Origin of the sequence: Rhodopirellula sp. MGV (assembly GCF_002251265.1) — a bacterium.
Taxonomy (GTDB): Bacteria; Planctomycetota; Planctomycetia; order Pirellulales; family Pirellulaceae; genus Stieleria; species Stieleria baltica_A.
Genome location: NZ_NPDI01000025.1, coordinates 67,679 through 92,472 on the forward strand (window position 1 = coordinate 67,679; position 24,794 = coordinate 92,472).

At 54.8% G+C, this 24,794-nt stretch carries 17 protein-coding genes; 10 read left to right on the forward strand and 7 right to left on the reverse strand.

Features of this window, described 5'->3' with window-relative positions:
- Positions 1 to 6: 6 nt before the first annotated feature.
- On the reverse strand, positions 7 to 450 hold the full coding sequence (locus CGZ80_RS08015) for an RbsD/FucU family protein (protein ID WP_094413218.1): 444 nt from the start codon (positions 448 to 450) through the stop codon (positions 7 to 9).
- Positions 451 to 552: 102 nt separating this feature from the next.
- Between CGZ80_RS08015 and CGZ80_RS08020 the strand changes: the two genes are divergently transcribed.
- From CGZ80_RS08020 to CGZ80_RS08040, 5 genes are all read left to right on the forward strand, one after another.
- Complete coding sequence (locus tag CGZ80_RS08020) at positions 553 to 1,725, forward strand: site-2 protease family protein (RefSeq protein WP_094413143.1); 1,173 nt, start codon at positions 553 to 555, stop codon at positions 1,723 to 1,725.
- A 133-nt stretch (positions 1,726 to 1,858) separates the two neighbouring features.
- Entirely contained in the window at positions 1,859 to 2,626 is a 768-nt protein-coding gene (locus CGZ80_RS08025; protein WP_094413145.1) for an OB-fold-containig protein, read from the forward strand.
- A gap of 5 nt (positions 2,627 to 2,631) precedes the next feature.
- Complete coding sequence (locus CGZ80_RS08030; protein ID WP_094413147.1) at positions 2,632 to 4,761, forward strand: flotillin; 2,130 nt, start codon at positions 2,632 to 2,634, stop codon at positions 4,759 to 4,761.
- 128 nt (positions 4,762 to 4,889) lie between these two features.
- Positions 4,890 to 10,175 carry a DNA repair ATPase gene (locus tag CGZ80_RS08035; RefSeq protein WP_094413149.1) on the forward strand — a complete coding sequence of 1,762 codons (5,286 nt, stop codon included), beginning with the start codon at positions 4,890 to 4,892 and terminating at the stop codon, positions 10,173 to 10,175.
- Positions 10,176 to 10,473: 298 nt separating this feature from the next.
- Positions 10,474 to 12,048: a hypothetical protein gene (locus CGZ80_RS08040; protein WP_094413151.1), complete on the forward strand. Its 1,575-nt coding sequence runs from the start codon at positions 10,474 to 10,476 to the stop codon at positions 12,046 to 12,048.
- Between the two features lie 131 nt (positions 12,049 to 12,179).
- Here the strand turns inward: CGZ80_RS08040 and CGZ80_RS08045 are convergent, their stop codons facing one another.
- Positions 12,180 to 12,530: a hypothetical protein gene (locus tag CGZ80_RS08045; protein ID WP_143543796.1), complete on the reverse strand. Its 351-nt coding sequence runs from the start codon at positions 12,528 to 12,530 to the stop codon at positions 12,180 to 12,182.
- Between the two features lie 192 nt (positions 12,531 to 12,722).
- Entirely contained in the window at positions 12,723 to 12,977 is a 255-nt protein-coding gene (locus CGZ80_RS08050) for a hypothetical protein (RefSeq protein WP_094413156.1), read from the reverse strand.
- 559 nt (positions 12,978 to 13,536) lie between these two features.
- Here CGZ80_RS08050 and CGZ80_RS08055 point away from each other — a divergent pair.
- Positions 13,537 to 15,039 carry a sulfatase-like hydrolase/transferase gene (locus CGZ80_RS08055; RefSeq protein ID WP_094413158.1) on the forward strand — a complete coding sequence of 501 codons (1,503 nt, stop codon included), beginning with the start codon at positions 13,537 to 13,539 and terminating at the stop codon, positions 15,037 to 15,039.
- Between the two features lie 44 nt (positions 15,040 to 15,083).
- Here CGZ80_RS08055 and CGZ80_RS08060 read toward each other — a convergent pair whose 3' ends face one another.
- Positions 15,084 to 15,899 (reverse strand): hypothetical protein, encoded by an 816-nt coding sequence (locus CGZ80_RS08060; RefSeq protein WP_143543797.1) that lies wholly within the window; start codon positions 15,897 to 15,899, stop codon positions 15,084 to 15,086.
- A gap of 425 nt (positions 15,900 to 16,324) precedes the next feature.
- Between CGZ80_RS08060 and CGZ80_RS08065 the strand changes: the two genes are divergently transcribed.
- The 4 genes from CGZ80_RS08065 to CGZ80_RS08080 all read left to right on the forward strand — a co-directional run bounded on the left by CGZ80_RS08065 (position 16,325) and on the right by CGZ80_RS08080 (position 20,693).
- Entirely contained in the window at positions 16,325 to 18,061 is a 1,737-nt protein-coding gene (locus CGZ80_RS08065; RefSeq protein WP_094413162.1) for a DUF885 family protein, read from the forward strand.
- A gap of 797 nt (positions 18,062 to 18,858) precedes the next feature.
- Positions 18,859 to 19,281 carry a hypothetical protein gene (locus CGZ80_RS08070; protein ID WP_143543798.1) on the forward strand — a complete coding sequence of 141 codons (423 nt, stop codon included), beginning with the start codon at positions 18,859 to 18,861 and terminating at the stop codon, positions 19,279 to 19,281.
- Positions 19,282 to 19,290: 9 nt separating this feature from the next.
- Positions 19,291 to 19,905, forward strand: coding sequence for a DUF6714 family protein (locus CGZ80_RS08075; RefSeq protein ID WP_233148300.1), 615 nt, complete (start codon positions 19,291 to 19,293; stop codon positions 19,903 to 19,905).
- A gap of 278 nt (positions 19,906 to 20,183) precedes the next feature.
- On the forward strand, positions 20,184 to 20,693 hold the full coding sequence (locus tag CGZ80_RS08080; RefSeq protein WP_094413166.1) for an SUKH-3 domain-containing protein: 510 nt from the start codon (positions 20,184 to 20,186) through the stop codon (positions 20,691 to 20,693).
- 311 nt (positions 20,694 to 21,004) lie between these two features.
- On the opposite strand, the gene CGZ80_RS08090 is transcribed toward CGZ80_RS08080, so the two are convergent.
- The 3 genes from CGZ80_RS08090 to CGZ80_RS08100 all read right to left on the reverse strand — a co-directional run bounded on the left by CGZ80_RS08090 (position 21,005) and on the right by CGZ80_RS08100 (position 24,666).
- Positions 21,005 to 21,256, reverse strand: a complete 252-nt coding sequence (locus CGZ80_RS08090; protein WP_094413170.1) for a hypothetical protein — start codon at positions 21,254 to 21,256, stop codon at positions 21,005 to 21,007.
- A 449-nt stretch (positions 21,257 to 21,705) separates the two neighbouring features.
- Positions 21,706 to 22,170 (reverse strand): hypothetical protein, encoded by a 465-nt coding sequence (locus CGZ80_RS08095; RefSeq protein ID WP_103296657.1) that lies wholly within the window; start codon positions 22,168 to 22,170, stop codon positions 21,706 to 21,708.
- A gap of 306 nt (positions 22,171 to 22,476) precedes the next feature.
- Complete coding sequence (locus CGZ80_RS08100) at positions 22,477 to 24,666, reverse strand: cation:dicarboxylate symporter family transporter (protein WP_094413174.1); 2,190 nt, start codon at positions 24,664 to 24,666, stop codon at positions 22,477 to 22,479.
- Positions 24,667 to 24,794 lie beyond the last annotated feature (128 nt).

A 24,794-nucleotide genomic window follows, 5' to 3' on the forward strand; every position in this document is an offset into this window, starting at 1 on the left:
CGCTCGTTACATCCGCACGCCAACCGTCAGCAAAATGTTGGCGTAGCGTTGCTGGTCCGCCGTTTGGATCGTCAGAACGTGATCTTCGGTGCTGACCGCTTTGTAGAAGTCCCACTTCTCGATCGGTTGTAAGTCGAGATCCAGGCCTTCGTTGCGAATCGTCTTTCGATAATCATCCCAGACCGGCGGGTCCCCGTCCAATGCATAAGGCCCCTCCGTTTCCGTTTTCATCGTCTCGATCTTTTCCACCGGGATCGCCGAAATCAACGCTTCCAAAACCTGGTCGCAAGTCGGGACACCTGGCATCAAATTCAAACTGACCAGTTCCGCACGAGGCCCCCGTTTGCTGGCAGCCGGATAGTTCCCGTCGGCAATCAAAATGGTACTGTGATGCCCGGACGCTGCCAAAATGGAAGAGATCTGGGGGTGAATCAGTTTGTGGCGTAACATAGTGCGGTGCGGTACAAGAGAGAGGCTTTCAATGTTGCGATCGACGATCCGGTTGTTTGCCGATCCAATCAATTTCCCGATCATACCCTTAGGCTGACCGCCGTGTGGCAGCAACGACTAAACCTGGGCACCTACTTCGGAATCGCCGTTTACGTCCACTGGTCGTTTGCGCTGCTAGTGGCCTATGTCGGTTACGCAGGCTACCAGGATGGTCTGTTAGGAACCCTATTCGGCATCGCCGTTCTAGGCGGCATGTTTTTCTGTGTCACGCTGCACGAATATGGCCATGCATTGACCGCCAGGCGTTTCGGAATCGACACGCTTGATATCACTTTGTTCCCGATCGGCGGCGTCGCACGGTTAATGAAAATTCCACGCGTCCCGTGGCAAGAATTCTTAGTGGCGATCGCCGGCCCAGCCGTGAACGTTGTGATCTTGATCGTGCTGTTTACGGCTTGGTGGTTTCTACCAGAGGACTGGTTGCCTTCGCCGATTTCGATTTTGACCAACGAGGTCGCCGAAGCCAAATTTGCCGAAGCGTCGAATTCGATCGGCTTGATGGGCTACATGATCGCCATGGTTGCGGTAAACACAGTGCTGATCCTGTTTAACTTCATCCCCGCCTTCCCGATGGATGGCGGACGAGTCTTACGCAGTATTCTAGCGATGGCTCTCGAGTATCGCCGTGCGACCCGAATTGCGGCGACAATCGGAGTGTTCTGTGCCATCCTGATGGGCTGGGTAGCGATTCAATTTCAAGCCATTCCCGCCGGGCTGATCGCGTTGTTCATCTGCTATGCGGGAATCTCCGAAGCACGTCATGTAGATATCGTCGAACCGTTGCGTGGCTTCTCGGTTTCGCAAGGCATGATCCTCGACCCACCGGCCGTCCATTTCACAACGCCACTGGTGGACTTGGTACAGCGGATCCGCAGCATCCCGCTGGAATGCATTCCGGTGGTTGATGGTGCCGGCTACAACATCGGGGTAGTGACCGTCGCCGACATCGCCGAGGCCCTCAAGAATGACGCAGACCTGTCGACCACAGCCGGACAACTGGCGCGTCACGATGTACCGGTACTACCTCCCGATGCACCGCTCGAATCCATCATCTCGGGACTGCCGACGCAATTTCGTCAATTTCCAGTCACCGATCCTCATGGACGTCTGCTTGGCGTCTTAAATCTTAGCTCTGTCCGCGACCGGATCTCACTCGGGCCGATTGGCTTGCCAATGGAACAGGTCTCGCCAGCCGAGCCGGAACTGTTCATCTAAAACTGAATCGCACCAGATCACGGGACAGCGCCGGGCGACGGTGTCTTTCTGCGACCTGATGGAAATTTATCGCGGGTGCCCATTTCGCGCCCCATCTGGCCTCCATTGATGCCCTACGCTAACGAGTCCTAAGGTGACTCGAACGACTCGTGTAGGCGAAATCGCTGTGAATGAGGCAATCAAAGACTTTCTAGACCAACTGTTTATCGGACCGGTTTGGCCAGCCTCGGTGCTGGTCTGCTTGATGGTGCTTTATGCACTGATCGCGATGATCGGATTGGTGGATCTAGGTCTCGAAGGTGACGTTGATATCGACGGTTCTCTGGACCTTGATCCAGGAGCGGACGGGATCGACTTGGAAGCCGATGGTGGCGATTTCGAACTTGGTGACTTTGATGTCTCGCAAGGTGGCTTGGCAGGATTGCTGACCGGAATGGGTGCGATGACGATCCGGCTAACGAACTTCGGGCGCGTCCCGTTGGTGATCTGGTTCGGCGTTTTCACCCTGGTGTTCTGGGCGGTTTCGTACGGGCTGTGGCACGGCTTCGATTCCGAATCCTATGCCCCCACGTGGATCCCAGTGATTTTGCTGACGATCCGCAACGGGGTGATCGCGATGGTCGCGACCAAACTCGCGACTGAGCCTTTGGTGGGACGCTTCGAACCTCAGCCGGGATACGACCAGCACCGTCTGATGGGCGGTACTTGTGAAATTTCGTCGGTAAGTGCGACCCCATCATTCGGGCAAGCTAAGTTTCGGACGAATGCTGCGCCTTTGCTGCTAAATGTCCGTACAAACGGGCCAGAGATACCAAAAGGGACGGAAGTACGGATCGTAGCTTTTGATCCTGCACGACGTATTTACACCGTTACAGAAATCAAACCGGAGACTGAATTGTGACCACAATGTATCCAGGAATCCTGATCTTGGCTGACGGATGGGAGGCGCCGACCGCGTTCTTCCTCGGTCTGGTCGTGGTCGTTTTCTTCGCTGTGATTGCAACGTTCAAGAAATGCTTCAACGTCGTCGGCCCTGACAAAGCGATCGTGCGGACGGGACGCGGACCGATGATGGTCGCAACCGGCGAAGGCATGCTGGTCTTTCCAGTCATCCATCGCTACGAGTTGATGGACCTGTCGCTGAAGAGTTTTGAAATCAGCCGCCAAGGCAGCGAAGGTTTGATCTGTCGCGACAACATCCGTGCCGACATCAAGGTCGCATTCTTTATCCGCGTCGACAGCTCGATCGAGCAGATCAAAGAAGTCGCTGCATCGATCGGAGCAAAACGCTGCTCCGAAATCGACACCCTCCGTGAACTGTTCGACGCGAAGTTCTCCGAAGCACTGAAGACGGTCGGAAAGCAATTCGATTTCGTCGAGCTTTACGAAGAACGTGACAAGTTCAAAGCCGAGATTCTGAAAGTCATCGGCACCGACTTGAACGGTTACTGCTTGGACGACGCGGCGATCGATTACCTGGAACAAACGCCTTTGGAAATGTTGTCGCCGAACAACATTCTGGATGCCGAAGGGATCAAGAAAATCACCGAACTGACCGCGGCCGAAAAGGTCAAGGAAAACCAGTTCACCCGTGACAAAGAAAAGACGCTGAAAAAACAGGACGTCGAAGCCGAAGAAACAATCCTTGCTTTGGAACGCCAACGCGTCGAAGCGGTCGAAAAACAACGCCGCGAGATCGCCGAGATCACCGCCCGCGAACAAGCCTCGGCAAAGAAGGTCCACGAAGAACAACGCCTGGAATCCGAACGGGCTCGCATCGCGACCGAAGAAGAAATCGGTGTCGCAACTCAAAACAAAGACCGCCAAATCTTGGTGGCACAACGAAACAAAGAAAAGACCGACGCGGTCGAACTCGAACGTGTCAATCGAGACCGCGACTTGGAAGCCACCGAACGCCTGCGGGTTGTCGGTGTTGCCGAAGTCGAAAAAGAAAAGGCGATCGAAACCGAACGCCGCAACATTCAAGAAGTCATTCGCGAACGTGTCTCCGTCGAACGCGCTGTAGTCGAAGAACAAGAGCGTATCAAAGACACCGAAGAGATCGCGAAGGCCGAGCGTCTGAAGAAGGTTCAGGTCACCGCTGCCGAAATGAAGGCAGAAGAGGAACTAATCCGCCAAACCAAACAGGCTCAAGCGGAAAAAGAATCCAGCGCATTGCTGGCTGAAAAGGTCCGCATCGAAGCCGAAGCAAAACGCGACGCCGCCGAAAAAGAAACCGCAGCCGCGAAGATGCTGGCCGAAGGCGAAGCGGCAACCTCCGCCGCCAAGGGCTTGGCAGAAGCACGCGTGCAAGAAGCCAAAGCGGCAAGCTTGGAAAAAGAAGGCACCGCCGAAGCGACCGTCATGGAAAAGAAAGCGGTTGCCGAAGCCAAGGGCATCGAAGCCAAAGCGGCTGCCGTCGAGAAACAAGGCATGGCCGAAGCCAACGTCGACTTGGAAAAATACCGCGCCGAAGCGACCGGTATCACCGAGAAGGCCGAAGCGATGAAAGTGCTCGACAGCGTCGGCAAGGAACACGAAGAATTCAAGTTGCGACTCAACAAAGAAAAGGACGTCGAGATCGCGGCCATCGATGCACAGCGTGGAATTGCCGAAAGCCAAGCGGGTGTCGTCGGCGAAGCACTCAAAGCCGCTCGGATCGACATTGTCGGTGGCGATGGCGAGTTCTTCGAACAGATCACCTCGGCCGTCAAGGGTGGCAAGGCGATCGACCGGTTCGTGTACAACAGCCGTGTTGCGACCGACATCAAGGACACGTTCTTCGATGGCAATGCCGAGTACTTCAAAGACCAGCTCAGCGGCCTGATCAGCCAGTTCAACCTGGATACCGACGGCGTCAAAGACCTGTCGATTGCGGCTTTGATCGCAAAAATGATGGGAATGGCCGGTTCCGAGGACATGCGTTCTCAACTGACCAGCCTGTTGGGCATGGCCGGAACGGCGAACATCGCCGACCAAAAAGCCGGCCGTGTGCTCAACACCACCGCGACGCCCTCTAAAGCCACGAAAGCTTAGGCGACTCGCCTGCCCCGATGCGGCGGATCAACAACTGTTTCATCAGCCCGGTTGGTCCGCCGCTTCACTCCGTCAGCACTTGACCCCAACGTCTTCCACGCTTTTCAACAGGTAAAGGGAGCCCGACGATGACCGACTCCCAACTCGCCGCTGGCACGTACGAAGTCCTGCGGAACCGGATGCGTGAGGCCGCCAACGACCTTCGCGGACGACTGGCGAATCTGAACGACGCCCGCGCCGAAGTGTTCGGCAACATCGAAACCAAGTTGCTTTCGACCGAGCGCGTCACCACCGAACACAACTGTATCCCTCGCGATCTGGTCTCCGTCGGCGATCAGTTCCTGTTCGGCTACAACGTCCAATTCGGATTGAAAACCGAAATCGGTCTCGACGACGTTTTCTCCGCGTACCAGTTCTCCGACAACCAATTCCATTCAAAACCGCTGGACGTCTTAAGCGATTCACGATTCCAGAGCGACTTTTCGGAACTCTATCGCTTTTATAAAGGCACGTCATTTTCGCGTTTCTTTCGTGTCGGCCCAATGCTGCACATGGTCTTCCAAGTCGGCAAGACCGAGCGTGATATCAAGACGTTCAAATGGCGTGTGACGACAGACGGGCTGGAGTACATCGACAACCGCAGCGAACACGAGGTCAAAGACCCGCCGCAACACGAATTCCGCTGGACACGCACCACACGTGACCAACATCGTTATGGCGAACACCCACACATCTCGATCGATGACATCGTGTTCGTCGAAACGGTCGGTGGCGACCTGACGATCAAAGTCGAAAACAACACCGGCAGCGGCGAAGGCATCTATGCGGAACCCGTCGATAACTCGGACCAAAAACTAGACGACGCCGAAATCCATTACGCGATTCTTGGCAACCTCGTCCTCTTGAAAATGAAACCGTACCAAGAGGACACGACTCGGTACCTAGTTTACAACAGCAAGATCCAACAAGTCGTCCGTGTTGACGAGATCGCCGCTTCCTGCGTGATGTTGCCTGGCGACCAGGGCTTGATCTTCCCCGGCGGGTACTACCTGCAAACCGGCGAATACAAACGATTTGACACGGGCTTGAGTGACATGCGGTTCCAACGGACCATCGCATCGTCCAATGGCGAAGATTTTCTGTACCTGTTCTACTCGACGCAATCCGGCACCTACGTCCAGCTCCGATACAACCTGATTCGTCAAACCGTCGACACGCCACTGGTTTGCCACGGCCAAACGTTTTTCGAACGTGGCGAAATGGTTTGCTTCCGCACTCACGAAGAAGCTCAAAAACATCACGCGATCCAGATTTGGCAAACACCATTCACCGGGCCAAACTTCGTCCCCGAAAATCAAACCGATTCGCTGCTGTTCAAAATCGGCAACAAAGAAATCGTCCGTGGGATGGCCGAGTGCAGCGAACTACTGCAACTGATCGACAAAGACGACAGCTACGAAGGCTTGTACGTTGACCTAAACAAGAAATCCAGCGACATCCTGGATAGCTATTTTTGGATCGACAAGGAAGAAACGAAGCAGCTCAACGAGCCGATCCAAAGAATCCGCGAAGCGGCATCAGCGGCGGTCGAAGAATTCGAAAAGGTTGTCCGCGTTCGCAAACAAACCACCGATCGAACGACGACGGTCAAGTCAGAGATCGACGAATTGATCAAGAAGATCGAGCGTGCTCGGTTCGATTCGATCGACCACTTTGTCGATGCGTTGGCAAACCTCCGCTCTCAGCGCGGCCATGCACTTGGCCTGAAGGAGCTTCGTTACGTCGACGAAACACTCGTCGAACAACTCGAAAAAGACACTGCCGAATGGAGCGATCGGATCAGCCGTCGCTGTATCGATTTTCTGCTGACACCAGGAGCTCTCGATCCCTACACCCAGCGAATCGAAGACGCGAAGGAACGCGTTGCCGACGTCAGTACCGTTGTCGAGTCCAAGGCACTTGGCGAAGAGATCGATGCCGCCGCAGCGCAGCTCGAAATGCTTACCGAAACGGTCAGCAATCTGCGCATCGACGACACCACCAAACGGACCGAAATCATCGACGCGATCGGTGACGTGTTTGCCTCGGTCAACCGTGTCCGCAGCGCACTGAAAACGCGAACCAAAGAGCTGGTCAGCGTCGAAGGACGCGCCGAATTCGCGTCACAGCTCAAACTGCTCGAACAGACCACCTCCGGATACCTGGATGTCTGCGACAGCCCCGAGCGATGCGACGAATACCTGACCAAAGTCATGGTCCAGCTGGAAGAGTTGGAAGGCAAATTTGCCGAGTTCGACGACTTTATTGAACAGCTCGCCGTCCGCCGCGAAGAAGTTTACGCGGCGTTTGAGTCTCGAAAAATCCAACTGGTCGAAAAACGCAATCGCCGGGCCGAGTCGTTGGCCTCTGCTGCCGACCGAATCTTAAAAGGCATCGACAATCGCGTCCGCTCGATGGAATCATCGGACGATATCGCCGCATACTTCGCCGGCGACTTGATGGTCGAGAAAGTTCGCGACATCGTCGAACAGCTCCAAGAGCTTGACGACGCGGTGCGCGTTGAAGATTTGCAAAGTCGACTGAAAACAATTCGCGAAGATTCAGTCCGACAACTCAAGGACCGACAAGACCTTTACGAAGCCGGTGGCGATATCATCCGCCTGGGCAACCAGCGTTTCGCTGTCAACACTCAGCCGCTCGATTTGACAACCGTGCTGCGTGATGACGCGATGTGCTTGCACTTGACCGGCACGCAGTATTTTCGCGCGATGGTCGATCCGGCACTCGAAGCCGCACGCGACCTTTGGAACCAGGAACTGATCAGCGAGAACCGTCACGTCTACCGGTCCGAGTTCCTAGCCGTCAACCTATTCGACTCGATCAAACGAAGCGGCGGCACATTACCAGCGCACGACGACATCACCGCGTCCTGGATCCAATCCCAAATCGGCGGCCGCTTCGAAGAAGGCTATGCGAAGGGCGTCCACGATCACGACGGCGCATTGATCCTAAAAGCGCTCGTCGAACTGGACTCACAAATCGGACTGCTTGCCCACGCTCCTGACGTTCGCACTGCCGCGTTGTTTTGGTTCTACAAGCGACTCGACACAAAATCGCGGCAAAGCATGGTCGACTGGATCAGCGGTTTTGCGAACCTCGCCAAAGCGTTCCCCAATGCCGAGCCTGCCGAACAATTTCGATCTCGGCTAGCAGAACTAGCCGCGGAGGATCAGTCGTCTTGGGAAGCATTGTTTGGAACGAGTGTGAGCTCTCAAGCGATCGCCGCTTACCTGTTCGACCAATTGATTTACTCTGCGAAAACGCCAACGATCAGCTCTCATGCGAGCGATCTGATGCAGCAGTTCTGCGGATCGGTCCCAGAAGTCGACCGCGACAAACTGCTTTCCAAGGCTCTCAAGAGTAACGAAGCGGACGCCGAACGTAGCTTCCTGCTTGCCCGCAACTGGGCCGATGCGTTTCTCGCCAACGTTTCGGCGGACAACGCGATTGATCCGCCAAAGCTCTATCGCAACGAACTGGCTTGGCTGATCCTTTCCGGCGGAACACAAAACGCAACTATCACCGAAGCCCCCGTGTCGACTTCGGTCGACGGCCTCGTCGGTAGCCATGACAATCTGGCCAGCGGATCGCTGGTGGTGCACTACCACGAAATGCTCGGACGTGTTCGCCGCTACATCGATGATGTCGTGCCGCGTTATCGGGAATTGAATCGCACCAAAGGCCGATTGGTCGACGACGCCCGCGACGACATGCGGCTGGACGAATTCAAACCGCGCGTTCTGACAAGCTTCGTTCGCAACCGATTGCTGGACGAAGTGTACTTGCCGCTGATCGGCGACAACCTTGCCAAGCAAATGGGTGCCGCCGGCGAGAACAAACGCACCGATCGCATGGGATTGCTGCTGCTGATTTCACCGCCTGGTTACGGCAAAACGACCTTGATGGAATACGTCGCCAACCGCTTGGGTTTGGTGTTCATGAAAATCAACGGTCCGGCAATCGGACACCAAGTCACTTCGCTGGATCCCGCCGAAGCCCCCAACGCTGCTGCCAAAGAAGAAGTCGAGCGGCTGAACTTGGCACTCGAGATGGGCGACAACGTGATGTTGTACGTCGACGATATTCAGCACACGCACCCAGAATTCCTGCAAAAGTTCATCTCGCTATGCGATGCGACGCGAAAGATCGAAGGCGTCAGCAACGGGCGTACACGCACGTATGACTTGCGTGGTCGACGCGTCGCCGTGGTCATGGCCGGTAACCCCTACACCGAAAGCGGCGAACGGTTCCAAGTTCCCGACATGCTTTCCAACCGGGCCGACGTTTATAACCTCGGCGAGATTATCGGCGATTCGGCTGACGCGTTCGAAATGAGCTACCTGGAAAACTGCCTGACCAGCAACTCGACGCTCGCGCCGCTTTCGACGGCTGCCCCCGAAGACGCACGTGCGATCATCCGCGCGGCCGAACGCGATAGCGTCGAAGGCATCGAATTGCAAAGTAACCTGTCGTCCGATCAGGTCCGCGACATGTTCGAAGTCATGCGAAAGCTGCTCCGTGTCCGTGACGTTGTCTTACGCGTCAACCGCGCTTACATCCGCAGCGCTGCACAAGCCGACGCCTATCGCACCGAGCCGCCGTTCAAGTTGCAAGGTAGCTACCGGAACATGAATCGCATCGCCGAAAAAGTCGCTGCGGTAATGAACGAGCAAGAACTCCAAACGCTGATCGTCGCAACGTACGAACAAGACGCACAAACGCTTACAACAGACAACGAAGCGAACGTGCTGAAGTTCAAAGAACTGATGGGGATTCTTAAACCTGACGAACAGGAACGCTGGGACAGCATCAAATACGCCTTTGTCGAAAGCGTCCGCATGCAGGGTCTCGATAGCGACGACCAAGCCGGCCAGCTGATGCGGCAACTCGCTTCGATGCGTGACGGTCTCGAATCGATTCGCCAAGTCATCTCCAAAGCGATTGCGTCAACCAATCAAGGCACCGAAGAGCGAATGGACGCACGTTTGGACTTGCTCCGTCAAAGCTTGGCCGCGTCCGCTGACCAAGTCACGATGACGCTGCGTTCAACCGGCGAACAGCTGGAAAAAATCAGCCAGCATCAAGCGACCGCCGAGCCGCCCGAACAGCGTGTCCTGGTCCAGCACAAAGTCCCACGCGTCCTCGCTGACTTGATCAAAGGCCAATTCCATCTGATGCAAGAATGGCTGCGGCCGATCCTGTCCGAATCGCTTGACAACGGCAAAGACCTACAGCGGCTGAAATCGCAGCTCGACGCGATGGAACTGAACTATCGCGAGATCGAAAAGTCGTTTGACGCGGCCCATGGCGAAGGAATTGACGTCGATGCGAAGCTGCCCGATGACTCGGAGTAGTTTGGAGGCAGCGTTTTGGTGCTAGTTGGCCCGCAGATTGCACGCTGCATAATCGTAAAAGCTGTCGCATTCGGCAAACTGTCTGGTGATTGGCAAAATCGCGACCACCAAATTGGGCAACGGATCAGGCAATCTGGTAAAGCTGGCGCGGTGCAAAGTGCCCAAATAGCCGTTTTTTCTGCCGAATCTTTCGCTTTTCGCTAACGTCCTGCGTACCTTTTAGAGACGAACGCGCGGATCCGTACTCGGTCGCGTTTTCACACCCATTCAAAGAAAACTACTCGACGGTATTCTCACGATGCCTCGCTTGAAGACACTGCTACAGCTTGTAATCACATCCTCGGTCGCTTCTTCCGCTGTTACCGCATCGGCGCAGAATTACTGCTTCCCGCAAGCCTATCGGCTGCGACCGGCGACGATCTACGAAGAACAAACCGTGACTCGGATGCGACCGGTGACGCGTACAGAAATGGTCGCGGAAGAGGTCACTTCGTATCGGCCTGTGGTCCGCGAGAGAACGGAAATGCGCGAGGTCACGGTGCCAGTCAACACCGTTGAAACCAGCTACCGCGAGGAACGCTACACGGTCTGGAAACCGGTCACGACGACGTCTTATCGCGATGAAACGTACCAAGAAACGAAGTACGTGTCCGAAACGGCTGAACGCGAAGAACAATACACGACCTTCCGACCAGTCACCGAAACGTCGTACTACCAGCAGCAGTACACTGTCCAGCGGCCAGTGACTGAGACGGCATACGTCCAGCAACAATACGCGGTCCAGCGTCCCGTCACCGAAACGCAAATGACGACGCAGCAGTACACAACGATGCGGCCGCAAACCACGATCGAAAATCAAACGGTCGACGCGGGCGGATACGTTCCACAGACAACCGTCACGCCAGGCAGCTACGGGTATGGGCTGAAGTACCAGCGCGCACTGTATGCGACGCCAGGCCCACTTGGCATTTTCGCCCGCGTTCATGGCGGAAACGTCGTTACACCGACCTACACCCCACCGACTGCCCAAACGCAGTACGTCTATCGCCCCAACTACATCCAGCAGCAAGTCGCGCGGACGTCGTACATGCCAGTGACGGAGCAGGTCCAAGTGCCTGTTCAAGTCCAGCGGATGCAGACTGAAATGGTCACTCAAAACGTCCCCGTCCAGCAGACGCGGATGGAGAGCCAAGTGATCACCCAAAAGGTTCCCGTTCAAACGACCCGAATGGTTCCCACAACCATGGTCCGTAAGGTGCCCTACATCGTGCAGCGTCCGGTCACGGAAACCCACACCCGGAAAGTTCCTGTAACGACCCAGCAATGGGTCACCGAAGAACGTGTCCGCAAAGTTCCGGTCCAAGAAACCCGCGTGAACTATGTCACTCGCAAAGTTCCACAAACCGTACGCTACACCGAATACGAAGCCGTCACCCAAACGGTCCGAAAGCCAGTTGTCCGCGAAGTGATGGAGTCCTACACCGAAACCGTCACCGTTCCGCGTCAAATCATGCAGCGTGTGCCGCTGACGTACTACGACGCTTACAGCCCAGCGATTCTGAGCGGTTACAGTACCCTTGGTGTCGAGCCAGAAACTGTCGAAGCTCCTCAAGCCATCATGCAACCCGAAACGGATTCGGAACCTGAACTGCGTTTGAAGCCCGCTCAGGGATTCGATGGTGAACCACAAACGCGTTTGAAAAGCTACGAGTCGGTGCTGCCGGCACCAAAGTCGCCATCAAGCCCTAGTGATGAATCCGCTGGGGAACCATCGGAATTGGAAGGCCCGGCTAATTCGGACGTCGATGCTCCCGCCGTCATCGACGCTGGATGGAAGATTCGCTACACGCCACAGTTCGTAAGAACGATCTAGTAGCGAGCGATTGGCTTGATTGACGAGATGCGAAAGGGGCCTACCGAGGCCCCTTTTTTTTATGCGCCGCGATCGTTGATGTGCGATCATTTTCTTCGCGGCTGAAGTCAGTCAACGGTCGACTCACACCGTCATCGCTTCATGGGCACTTCGCTGCCGTTGACGCGTAGAGTTGCCGTCCAAAAACTCGAATCGATTTCGACGCTCGTCACTGTTGCATCCAGTGGAGCAACCGACACTCCATCGATAAAAATTGTTGTCGGGGAAAACACGAACGAGTGACCGCCAGCTTCGATTTCAGTCGACGGTGAATTCGCAGAACAAGAGAAAGGTCCGTTGATCACCGCGGTGCCTCCGTTGGGCAACGATGCGGTTCCAGAGACCTCGGAAGACTGATAAAGCAATGCGATCAGACCGCAGCCCGCGATAAAAACGATCACCGCAAGAAAACTTACAATAGGGCCGAAAATTGAGCGTCGCATTGCTTCCTGGTCCATCTCAATCGTCCGTGCTAAAAGATTGGTTCTCGAGCGATAGTGACACTATCAGCGTAACTATTCGATCGCAATACGACTAAGAGCTGCCTATCGCTCCGCGACAGTAGCGTTTCTTCCCAACAAACAAGGCGCCCCTGGAAACAATGAATACTTGGATGCAAAAGGCCGTGGAGCTCATCATGCGTCCGTCTCCGCGTCCACTTCGTCTTTGTAGTAAATGCGAGCGGCGACCAGCTTATCGCAGTGGGAACAGTGCGCAGGAATCCGTTTTCCAATAGAGGCGGCACGCCAACGAATTCCACCGGCGTCCCAGACGGATCGTTCCTTCCCACAGAGCGTGCATTGAATCATCCAATGCTTGGACGAATTGCAAACTTCATCGTACAGCGACGATGGAAAAAACATACGAGCCAAAGTCTGCGGAAAACTCATTGTCCAGCTCCTGGTCAGAGGGTCGTCAAATGCTCTGCGTAACGGACGGAATTGATGGGGAACTCAGTTGCACCTACAGCCTGTTGTTGAGTCACTGGTACGGCAAACAGTTGAATGCCATTCTTGATTGGGCACCTATCGTACGCTTTCAGGGCGGACAACACGAGATTGTTTCGCATTCCCTCCCCCAACGACAACAAATCCGCCCCGTAGTGGATTTTGTCAAAAACCCCTAAGCCATCAACTCAACCAAACCCCGGATCATTAACAAGGTCCACCATGCGTAGTGGATTTTGTTAAAAATCCCGATCCAGCATCGCATCCAACTCCTGGATCTTTAACAAGATCCACTACCCGGAAGCTGCTCTTGAACAAGGTCACCAATACGTAGTGGATTTTGTTAAAAATCCCAATCCAGCACCGCATCCAAGCTCCGGATCTTAAACAAGATCCACTACCAAAAACTGCCAAATTGGACGCGGCATGCGGCGTCGTTTAAATTGCTTGGCTCCGCTAGCTTTGCTTATCAGCCAAACCACAAGAACCACGAGATCTGCCGATGATTCGATTCGATCACCCCATTTCGACTAATCGACTCGTTCGTTGCGCGTACTTGCTCGTCGCCGCATCGCTGACTCAGTTTGCCTATTCGTCCCATGCAAATGCGGAGTCGACTGAACGCCCCAACATCGTGTTCATCTTTGCCGACGATCAGTGCTTTGACACGATCGCGGAACTCGGCAACGACGAAGTACAGACACCGAACTTGGACAAACTCGTTCGACGTGGGACCGTTTTCACGCACGCCTACAACATGGGTTCGTGGAGCGGTGCGGTGTGCGTCTCCAGTCGCATGATGCTGAACTCGGGACGCTTCCTTTGGGACGCCCATTCCCGTTACCAAACTGCCGAACAAGAACGTCGCGAAGGTCGCTGGTGGTCTGAGTTGATGAAGTCGGCCGGCTATCGAACCTACATGACCGGTAAATGGCATTGCCGCGCAAACGCGGAGAAATCCTTTGACGTTGCCCGTGACGTCCGCGGCGGAATGCCAAAGCAAACGCCTACCGGCTACAACCGGCCACTAGTTAATCCGACCACCGGCGAAGTCTCGGATCCCTGGTCACCGAGTGACCCTGCGTTTGGCGGTTTTTGGGAAGGCGGAACGCACTGGAGCGAAGTGGTTGCCAACCATTCGAAAGGCTTCATCGACGAAGCGAGCCAACGAGACGAACCGTTCTTCATGTACTTGGCGTTCAACGCGCCGCACGATCCGCGGCAGTCACCCGCCGAATATGTCGCGAAGTATCCGGTCGATCAAATCAAGCTGCCAGTAAACTTTTTGCCCGAATATCCCTATGCCGAAGCGATGGGCGCGGGACGACAACTGCGTGACGAACGACTCGCACCATTCCCACGAACGCCAATCGCCGTACAAACCAACCGACAAGAATACTACGCGATCATCACGCACATGGACGCGATGATTGGGCGGATCTTGTTAGCGCTCGAACAATCGGGAAAAGCTGACAACACCTGGATCTTCTTCACCGCCGATCACGGATTGGCATGTGGGCAACATGGTCTGATGGGCAAACAGAATCTCTACGACCACAGCGTTCGAGTTCCCTTCATCGCGATCGGCCCCGGTGTCGCTCCTGGAAAACGAATTGATGCGCCGATTTATCTGCAAGACGTGATGCCGACGACGCTTGAACTTGCCGGCGTCGCGCGCCCTGATCATGTTCAATTCCAAAGTCTACTTCCGCTTCTGGATGGCGAGCCCAGTCAGTACGACGCGATCTATGGCGCGTACCTCGATCGCCAACGCAGCGTGCGGACCGATCGATACAAATTGATCGTTTATCCGACGGCTAAAACGGTTCGGCTCTACGATATCGCAAACGATCCGCTCGAGATGAACGACTTGGCCAGTTCACCGAGCCATCAAGAAAACCTCACGTCGCTCTTCGATCAGCTTGTTGCCAAGCAAGCCAATCTACGCGACAAGTTGGATCTCGGTGAACTCGAGAGCTACCAACCCGTTGCCCTTCGCGAGTGATATCGGCCTACATGGGACTCGATGTGTCCAACCCACATCCGCCGCTAAACTCCGAATACCGGGTGGGCGGGCGCTTTCGGTCCTGGCCATTCGATTCCAAGTCCCATCAGCCACTGCGATTTCGGGATCCCATAGTCATCGAACAGATCCGGCCGAAACAGTGCCAACGCGGACGAGATCACACCCGAGTTTTCTGTTTCGAGTCCATTGCCATAGGACACTCGACGCTGAAGCATTTCTCGCATCGACGCGATCATCAACCAACTTGTCATCGTGCGATGCCGTTCGGTACCACACTCACGGAGCTCAGTGCGGAACGCTTGAGCGCGTTGGCGATTGACACAGTAATCGATCGGCAGGTCTGGGTTGATGGTCACACGAGCGACCAGCCAATCGGCCCAGCGTTCCACACCCAACCTCAGTCGGTTCAAACGAACGATCATTGCCAACGGTGCCGCAGTGGCTTCAAGCAAAATCTGTCCGATACGATAGCTGGCTTCAATTTGCGAGTGGAACACGCCATGGGTGACCGCCGCTAAACGTTCGTTGCAATCGAATAGCAGCGACGATTCGCAAACGCTGCCAAGCGTCGCAACGACGCGTGTTAGCATCTCTGAAATAATGATGTCGTCCAAGACGCCTTCGTTTTCATCCCACCACTGATGCAACGTCGGAAAGTCACCAGAATTCTTTGCGGTTCGATAGCCGGCCATCACCTTGTGCCACTCTTGGTGCCGTGTACGGAACGCAGTCCAGTACTGCATGATCGTTTCAGACGAGACTCGGCGTTGGCTTTTCGCAATCGAGTCACCGTGGCAGGCAAGGGTTGCAGCGAGGTCGGCAATAGCAAGTCGGTTCATTGGCGGTTCCATAGATCGAGATGTCCCTGGGCAGACAACTCGGTCCAAAGCACCGCCTGTGCCAGCGTCGCATTTGTGCAAGATCACTCGTAAAATCAGCATCCGATGCGACTCGCTGTTGCGTTTCGGCAACGCCGCTGTTGCCATGCATCATCGCGCGTGTGACGGGAACCAACAGCCCACCCCCACGGCAACCCAGACTTGCCTGCCCCCCGCTATCGTTGGCCGAAAGCGATTTTTCAATTGGTCCAGCCAGACACGTATTTGATTCTTGTGGTGCAAATCACGCCCACTCGTTTCCGCGGTGCCGCATTCCGCTGGTTTTGCCCTGCCGATTGGACCATCCTATAGGCGTCTCTCGGTCTGGGCGCCGCGCAGCGACGCCGATCGATTGATCGTTCATCCAATCAACACCGATCGCCTTGATGAAATTGAACTGTCTCCGAACGATGGTGGCTGCCATCGTAGTCGCCATGCTTGCCGGGTCGGCCGGAAGCAACTCGGTTCGAGCCGAAGAAATCCGGACTTGGATCATCCGCTACGATTCTGACACCGACACGCTGCGGCGCCGCTTTCGCCTGCCACTCGATCAGAACGCCCGAAAGCTGACCCAGCAAACGATCGCATCCTGGCTGGAACGGTTAGGCGAAGTTGACTTTGACGAACTCGATGCGGTGGAAAAAACAGACTACCTGCTGTTTCGGTCGGAGCTCGAATACCAACAAGCTCATCGTCAACTGCAATGGAAACGCGACGACGCCGCAGCAGAGCTTCTCCCCTATTGGAAAGACCTGCTGAAGTTTTGCTCCGATCGTGAAGAGGTCACCCCGATCGATGCGGTCCAAGTCGCAGGAGTACTTGATACTGTCGCCGCAACAGCCGAACAGCTTGCCAAAGACGTCAAAAAGACTGATCCAAGCGACACGTCAGAAGCGACCGTTCAGTATCGTCTCCAAGGCTTGCGCGCGGCCGAGCTCATTTCCGAGTTCAAAGATTGCTTGTCCGAAGCCCATCGTTTCTACGACGGCTATGACCCACAATACAGTTGGTGGGCGGAACAGCCGATGAAGCGACTGCAGGACGCACTCACTTCACACCGTACCGCAATTCGCGACCGCTTGGTGGGTGTGCCTGATTCAGACCGCGAGACAATCATCGGGTTGCCAATCGGCGCCGACGGTTTGGAACTCGAACTCCAGCACGAATGGATCGCCCATTCGCCCTCCGAACTGATCGAGCTCGCGAACCGCGAAATGAAATGGTGCGACGAGCAAATGGCGATCGCGTCGAAGGAACTTGGTTTCGGCGACGACTGGAAAGCGGCGCTAGAACACACCAAGTCGAAGCACGTCCAGCCGGGTGATCAGCCAAAGATGATCCACGACTTGGCTTGGGAAGCAATCCGATTTTTGGAATCACATGACCTCGTCACCGTGCCACCACTGGCCGCAAACGGCTGGCGCGTGACGATGATGTCGCCAGAGCGGCAACGTGTGAACCCGTACTTTTTGGGCGGTCCAATGATCATCGTGTCATTCCCGACCAACGAGATGTCACATGACGAAAAACTGATGAGCATGCGGAGCAACAACGAGCACTTCGCTCGCGCAACGGTGCACCACGAGTTGATCCCTGGTCACCATTTGCAACACTACATGTTGCCACGCTACCGCGCGTATCGCTCGATCTTCCGGACGCCGTTCTGGATCGAAGGCTGGGCGTTGTACTGGGAAATGTTGCTTTGGGATCTCGACTTTGCTCAAAGCGTCGAAGACCGAGTCGGGATGCTGTTCTGGCGCAAACACCGCTGCGCACGCATCATCTTTTCACTCAGCTATCACCTCGGCACGATGACACCGGAAGAATGCGTCGACTACTTGGTCGATCGCGTTGGTCACGAACGATCAGCCGCGACCGCCGAAGTGCGACGTTCGATCATGGGCGGCTATAGCCCGCTGTACCAAGCCGCTTATATGCTCGGCGGGTTACAGCTTCGAGAGCTGCACAAGGAATTGGTCGTCGGTGGCAAGATGACCAACCGCGAGTTCCACGATGCCGTTCTGAAAGAGCACTGCATTCCGATCGAAGTGTTGCGGAACTACATGACGGAGCAACCGGTCACCTCCGAAACGCGTCCGACATGGCGGTTCGCCGGCGAATAGGTTCGGCAACAGAGATGCATCGAAAATGACAACAGCTCGGTCAACATTGGCCGAGCTGTTTTGCATTGCATCTTCACAATTTGGCATTCCTCACCCATAGTCGCCTTTCGCTCCGCGAAAGTAGCGTTTTTCTCGATGCCAGATACACGAGCCACGTCAGGCCAATCGTTGAACAGCCAACATCCAAAACTCAATAAGCAACCAACATAGGTTCGGAGCGATCAAGAACTCGTGACAAGGCTCCCGCCTTGTCACGCACTGCCCTCAGGCTCCGGCCTGCCCCCTCACATCCACCGTGTGCTCACCACATGGCTCGCCACGAACACGAAGTCGCCATCCCTTTTTTCACTCAAGTTGCACTGCTGAGCCAGCGGCATCCGCAATTGGCGAGCCGCGAAGGACACGAAGCTTGAACGATGAAGTCAACCGTTTGGTACTCTGATCATTTCGCCTTCGTGCTCTTCGCGTCCTTCGTGGTTCAATCAAGTCCCCGGCGTGCCCGTGTCTTGCAAACCAAGCCCTAAGCACAAAACCAATCGCTCGACAGTACATTGAACGCCCAACGCCATTGAGAACGATCGTTGCTGCGAGCTGCCGCTCGGAGAAGGGCGCTACTTTCGCGCAGCGAAAGGCGACATTGGGCAATCTTTCGGCCGGCAGCACTTGCCCCAGTGCTCTAGCGGATTGATGTTGCCGAAGACTGCCATCCAGCCCGAAACAAATGGAATGTGATCAGTCGATCGGTTCTAATGGGCGCAATCGGTCGCCAGCCGAAAGCTACAAAGTTCGACGCACGATTGATCAAATTTTATTTCACCCAACCAGACTCGCCCGAGATGAATCCCTACGAGACTCCCGGATCGGCTGAACACCAACCAGAGTCACAATGGTCTACAACGTTGATCACCGGAATGGCTGCCGGGATTGGCTCATGGGGAACGATGCTGTTCGCTTCAAAGTCTGGTTCGGTCTTTTCACCAACGACCGTGCTGGGTCCAGGACAGGTTGCTGCCGCAGAGATGAATCATATCGAATTGGGATACATCTGGACGTCGTACCTCTTGGCTGCGATCGCTGTGATATTGCTCGTCATGACTCTAAGACGCAGACTTCACCGAACCCGAACAAAGATGTGGATGTCGTGTATCGTTTTCGCAATCTTTGTTTCAATGCTTCCCACGGCGATCTACCTTGTCCGCGGCGTACCGATTTCGTTGTGAGTAGAGAAAATGGAGGATCCTTCCGATCGTTCTTGCTCAAAAGCGAAACGAAAGACGGCAGGCCAGCAAAACCTTGAAGCTCGCTTGAAACCGCAGCGGCACCGCGGCCGCGATGATTCGTCGAGAGAATTTCGATTGCGAGACTGGCTGATTCATTACATCGAGAATGCGTTCGCCGACGTTCAGCTTGGTGAGGGCACCACACTCTACGAGGCCGCTTTCCAAGCTGACTACGGATTTGATCCAAGCGAGCTTGCACTTTCGAGGACTGCCGAGCGCACTGACTGGCGACGCATTCCGCTGAACGATCTGTTCGCGCGCGCTGATGCTATCTTCTTTATGAATTCCGCTGGCAAAAGGTTTTACTCACCCGCGATCCTTCGTGCCGTGTTGATCGAGGGCACGCGTGACGGATTGATGTACGATGCGTTCGTCTTCGACTTGGCTGGTTTTGTCCATGGGAAAAGACATGCAGACATTCCGTTCGCAGAGCTCTACACCGCAAACCAACGAGCAGCATTCGTCAGGTTCTGCAAGTTTGCGGCGTTCAATGCGCCAAGAGAATTTGGGCGAAACGATCCGCTCCGAATTTTAAATCGCATACGCAAACTTGACACACCATGAATGAATCAGCGAACGTGACGCTGCATGTAAGCAGCCAGGTTGTGTTGAATGACGTGTCAGTTTGCGCTAAGTCCACCCAACCAGGGAACTTTCGCGTGACGAAGAGAGCTCGAGGTAAATATCGTGGGCACTCGAACGATGGCTTCAGGTGCGCTGTTGCGGCCGTCGAAAATGACGGCTACGGTTCGCAAACGACCTGAGACGATGCATGATCGATTCGATTGCCGTTTAACATTCCCCGCATGTTTTCGCCCATTCGTCGCATCTAGAAACTCAACGTGAACCTCGACATTTCGACTCTTGCGACGCACTACTTCCATCTTGCAGGATTCAAGCACGATCGTTCCGTACCTGTCGCTTCATCAGTACCATTCGACCACCCAGCACACGACCTGCTCGCCCGATTCGGTGGTCTGCACATTGGAGTGGGCGAAGACAACGAAATGCTAGGCGGTGTAAGAAATGACGTCGCATTCGAGCCCACTGGACGATACGGCGAAATCGATCAATGGGAACGCCTACTAAAGACTCGCCTAGTTGGTGTTGCCGGGACCCACCATCGCCACGGACTCCTTTATGTGAGCGACGATGAGCGATTCTTCAATCTAAGTGGAATGCATGATGCCATGGGGTTCGCCGGACGCGGGGTTCGCAATGCAATTGACAACTTACTCTTTGATGAGTCTAAGCCAATGATCCGCCCTGAGCAAACTTCGGTCGCCTGGTACGGAATCGATTACTTTCATGGTGACCCAGCGTTGTACGACTACACGAAGTCAAACTCATAGGCTGCGACGAACCATTCCGCTGTGACTCACCCCGCGCGGTGAACCGTTGTAGGACGGCAGTTCATGCTGGAGTCTAGGCTTTAGCCGATTTTCGGTGCAAAGGAGTAGATTACAATCGGCCAGTAAGAATCGGCTAAAGCCTAGACTCCAGCGAAACCCCAAATCGTGATCGGGCAATTGCAGGATCGTGTTCGATAATTTGTTCGCAACTGGTCCGCCCGATTTGCGGACGACTGCGACACGAATGCTGGCCGCCAAGGACGCTCGAATGCGAATCGAACTTGCCGATCGGATAAACGTTCCGATCACAGCTATCTAAAGAGGATTCCTGCGAGCCAAAGCCCGAGTGCCCCATTTGCCGCAGCGATCAAACCCAGCAACAGCCCCAATGAAAGCGCGCGGTGACGATCACGACGGTCGTATTGTTCTGCGGCACCGGCTAGTACCTGATGGTCAACGCCAGAAGACGCCGACAAGCCATTCGTGAACGCGAATCCGACCATTCCCAACGCACCCGAGCTGTAAGCCAAGAAGGTCCCAAAGGACTCCCAGTCAAGCTGCATCAACCACCAGCAAACCAATCAGGCGGAAGCTTGAACGGACAATGTCGTAAACAACACCAACAAAAACACCCGTTTCAAAACGCGTGAAGCTCCTTGTTTTGGGTTACAGGCGGATACTTGTGACGGGTCATGCGGTAGTTTGCAAGACACTGAAATTCAAAGCAAACTGCATGACCCTGGATGTAAAGAACATTCCGTTTACAAATACGCCCGGACCGCCATTTCGTTCAAGTCTTAGCGATGGGTACTTGCGAGCGAGTCAAATTCTGAGATCCCAAAGCCCTCCAAACGGAATGAAAATGAGCAGTAAAGCGACAGATGTTCGCTTCTTGCACGCTAAAGAGCTTCAAAAGAACGCTACTTTCGCGGAGCGAAAGACGACATTGGAACCTCGCTTCGTTTCCTACCTTGCAACGACTTGTGCCCCACCTACTTCTCTTGTAATCGTATCAAACACTGGTCGGGTGCTGTGGATCCGCCGGTCTTTCCGTCGCCGCGGCTGACTCGGAATGCAAAGGCTGATCATGAAAGTAGCGGTTCGCGATGCGGCCGATCCCAAAGGACGAAAGGCCGACGAGTGGTGCGGTGACGACCGTGAACACGATTGGAATCAGCAGGTACGCCTCAACGGCATGCGGATCAGCAGAGTCCCTATAAGCGATGCTGTACATGAAATAAATCATGAAAAGCAAATCCGTGATGACAGCGGATGCGGCGACAGCAAGCGCGAGCGTCGCAACCCATCGCGCAATAATGAAAGAAACGATACTCGCCACCGATGCAATGAAAAGCATCAAAGTCAGCACGTGTAGCAGGTTTTGACCACCGCCGTTCGATGAGGTAAACAACATCGATGTCAGGAATCCGGCACCCGCGATCGCGAGGTCATTTTTCGTAGACTCCTGCAGTATCAATTCGATTTTCTCCTTTGCTGAACGAACGCCATTGGCGATGTTGGATTGTAGTCGGTGAACTCCGCTGGGAAGCGTCCAAGTGATCGCGGAGAGCCCGCGTTTCGGAGTATGGCTGCAGCGATGTGGCTTGCAGTCGTTGGACGCTTTTCCTGGCCTCAGACGGATGCTGATGCAGAACGCTACTTTCGCGGAGCGAAAGGCGACATTGGGTGCGGCCTCTTTTGGATCAAGCAGTAGTGGAAACCTGAAGCCATCCAGGTAATGCTGACCGCGAGGACATTGCTATTGCAGCCAGCGGTGTCATGACTACTGGCGTTCGACTAGCGGACCGGTTTTCGGTTTGCTCCATCGATTGGCTAGCTCATCATACAGATTCCAGCGTGGTCCGGTCTCTTCCGCATTTTTGCCTTCGATCCAGTGTGCATAGAGGGTGTCGATCGTGCCGTCGCCTGATTTCAGCTGAATCCAACGACTGATCATGTTTTCAAGCCGGATGGAATCGATTGCCATTGGGTAGCCGACACTGACTGTGAGCGTGACATCTTTTGGCAACACGACGCTGTACGATGGGTGCAGCAACGTCCACGCACTGCCGGCTTCGGCACTCATTACCAACGCATCGTAAGACGACTCGTTTTCGAAAAACTCGGCGGGTGAATTGATCTGTTCGATCTTCGCATGCGGGCACGACTGCCGGACTCGCGTTCCGAAATAAGGTCGCTCGAGAACGGCGATTCGGAGTGATGCCGGATCATCAATTTCACTCAAACGACTGAATTTTTCTCGTGCGTGATCCTTGACGATGAAGGCAAGGTTGAGCTGCAGATATGGCTCCGAAAACCGCATCTGCTCCACTCGCTTGGTCGTCGCAAACAGACCACCGACCAGCAAGTCATAGCAACGATCTTGATTCAGACATTTCGCCATGTCAGCCTTCGTATAAGGAAAATACTCTACAACGACGCCCAATTCTTCGGCGAGCGCTTGCACCATTTCGATATCGAAACCGACCAATTCGTCGTCCGCATTGAAGAAACTGAAAGGCATCCCATTGGGATCATATCCGACCTTCAAAACGCCACGCTGGCGAATTTGTGTGAGTGCTGTGCCATCCGAACTGTTTTCTGAACTAGCGGGCGATTCGCGATGCACGGTGCCCTCCGTTGGATAGGCGATTGGCCGCATCGCGGTGAGCACTTCATTCTTTGAATAGGCTTGATCAACAGTTTGAAGAAGCACAAAACGTGTCGCGGTAACAGCGATCAAAAGGACCGCGAACGACCCGGCTGCAAACATCGAGATTTGTTTGGGTTTGAAACGCAACCAACGCGCATTGCCGGCTGCACTTAACAGCGCCACGCCGGCCAAGTGCATCACCGCCAGCATCGTCGCCAATCGCCCGATGTAGACGAGCGTCACCACATGCAGCTGAAACATATCGGTCGGAATTTTCAACTGCTGCAACACGAACGGCAGTCCAATTTCGACGCTACCAAAGAAGCTGAAAAATCCGAGTGTGAATAACTTCGGATAATCCGCAAACCCAAGCGAGTTGCCGGTGAACCAGCCCGCAAAGGGAACAAACAGCAGCAACAGGACGACACCGAGGTTTGGAAACGTGAACGCAATGGGAAGCGAAACATCGATGATCGATTCGGCGTGACGGTAGTTCGCTTCGTCGCGTTCACGGAACAGTTGTTTGCAGTTGTCCGCCAGCATCGCAAGGACGACCAGCAAGTTGCCTGTCGTAAAGCCCGTGACAAGCGGATCACGCGTGATGCGAACAATGTCCCGGTAACTGAACGGTGTCAACGAAGAAACCAACATTGGAACCAACCAGAACGCGAGCAACAGCGCACCGACGGTGTAGGCGATAAAGTAGACCTGTAATCGACTGAGGTCCTCCAGTGTCATCGTTCCGGAGGCACTTGCGGCCAATGCGAAAACACCGATCGGAGTCAAACGCACGACGAAGCCGGTGATCCTCCCGAGTGCATCCGCCAAACTGTCAAGCACAGTCAATAACTGTTTCTTTTCCGGGACACCGATCAGCGCGACGCCCAACGCGATCCCAAACACGACGACACCGGGAATGATCGCTTCGGAGAGGCTGCTGAACGGATTTGCCGGAATGTAAAGCTCAACAAAATTCACCGGCTCCGGCGTTTCCACCATCGTCGTGCTGAAGAAACTGGCCGATTCCAAATTCGGGAAGGTGAGCGGCAAGATCCCAACCAGCAAAAACGCCAGCGCCCAAAGAATCACCGAGAATAACCCTAGACGCATTGCCAGCATCTTGGCTTCCTGATAATTCAATCGCCCGAATCCGAGCGGCAGCGCGACGATAAAGTACGGCAGCACCGCCATCTGCAACAGGCGAATGAAGCCTTCCCCGATTGGCGCGAGGGCGACGGTTCGCTCGCCGAAAGTGAGGCCGGTTAAGATTCCGAGGACGAGTCCAGCGAGAATCAGTGTGGTGAGGCTGAGTTTGCGCATTGGGAGCGAGTCGAATACGAGTCGTGTCGAATGGAAACAGGTGCCCGCCAATCACACCAGTCCCATCGTTACCGCAGACCCCACTTTGACTCAAGGAAGCTTTCTCTAACGCCAGTTCACCGCCCCGA

Bases quoted from the DNA above. Each gene is read 5' to 3' on its own strand.
- CGZ80_RS08055 (WP_094413158.1), top strand. From the start codon at position 13,537: ATGATTCGATTCGATCACCCCATTTCGACTAATCGACTCGTTCGTTGC.
- CGZ80_RS08030 (WP_094413147.1), top strand. From the start codon at position 2,632: ATGTATCCAGGAATCCTGATCTTGGCTGACGGATGGGAGGCGCCGACC.
- CGZ80_RS08040 (WP_094413151.1), top strand. From the start codon at position 10,474: ATGCCTCGCTTGAAGACACTGCTACAGCTTGTAATCACATCCTCGGTC.
- CGZ80_RS08060 (WP_143543797.1), bottom strand. From the start codon at position 15,899: ATGAACCGACTTGCTATTGCCGACCTCGCTGCAACCCTTGCCTGCCAC.
- CGZ80_RS08100 (WP_094413174.1), bottom strand. From the start codon at position 24,666: ATGCGCAAACTCAGCCTCACCACACTGATTCTCGCTGGACTCGTCCTC.
- CGZ80_RS08035 (WP_094413149.1), top strand. From the start codon at position 4,890: ATGACCGACTCCCAACTCGCCGCTGGCACGTACGAAGTCCTGCGGAAC.
- CGZ80_RS08015 (WP_094413218.1), bottom strand. From the start codon at position 450: ATGTTACGCCACAAACTGATTCACCCCCAGATCTCTTCCATTTTGGCA.
- CGZ80_RS08090 (WP_094413170.1), bottom strand. From the start codon at position 21,256: ATGCAGCTTGACTGGGAGTCCTTTGGGACCTTCTTGGCTTACAGCTCG.
- CGZ80_RS08050 (WP_094413156.1), bottom strand. From the start codon at position 12,977: ATGAGTTTTCCGCAGACTTTGGCTCGTATGTTTTTTCCATCGTCGCTG.
- CGZ80_RS08075 (WP_233148300.1), top strand. From the start codon at position 19,291: ATGGAGGATCCTTCCGATCGTTCTTGCTCAAAAGCGAAACGAAAGACG.
- CGZ80_RS08065 (WP_094413162.1), top strand. From the start codon at position 16,325: ATGAAATTGAACTGTCTCCGAACGATGGTGGCTGCCATCGTAGTCGCC.
- CGZ80_RS08045 (WP_143543796.1), bottom strand. From the start codon at position 12,530: ATGCGACGCTCAATTTTCGGCCCTATTGTAAGTTTTCTTGCGGTGATC.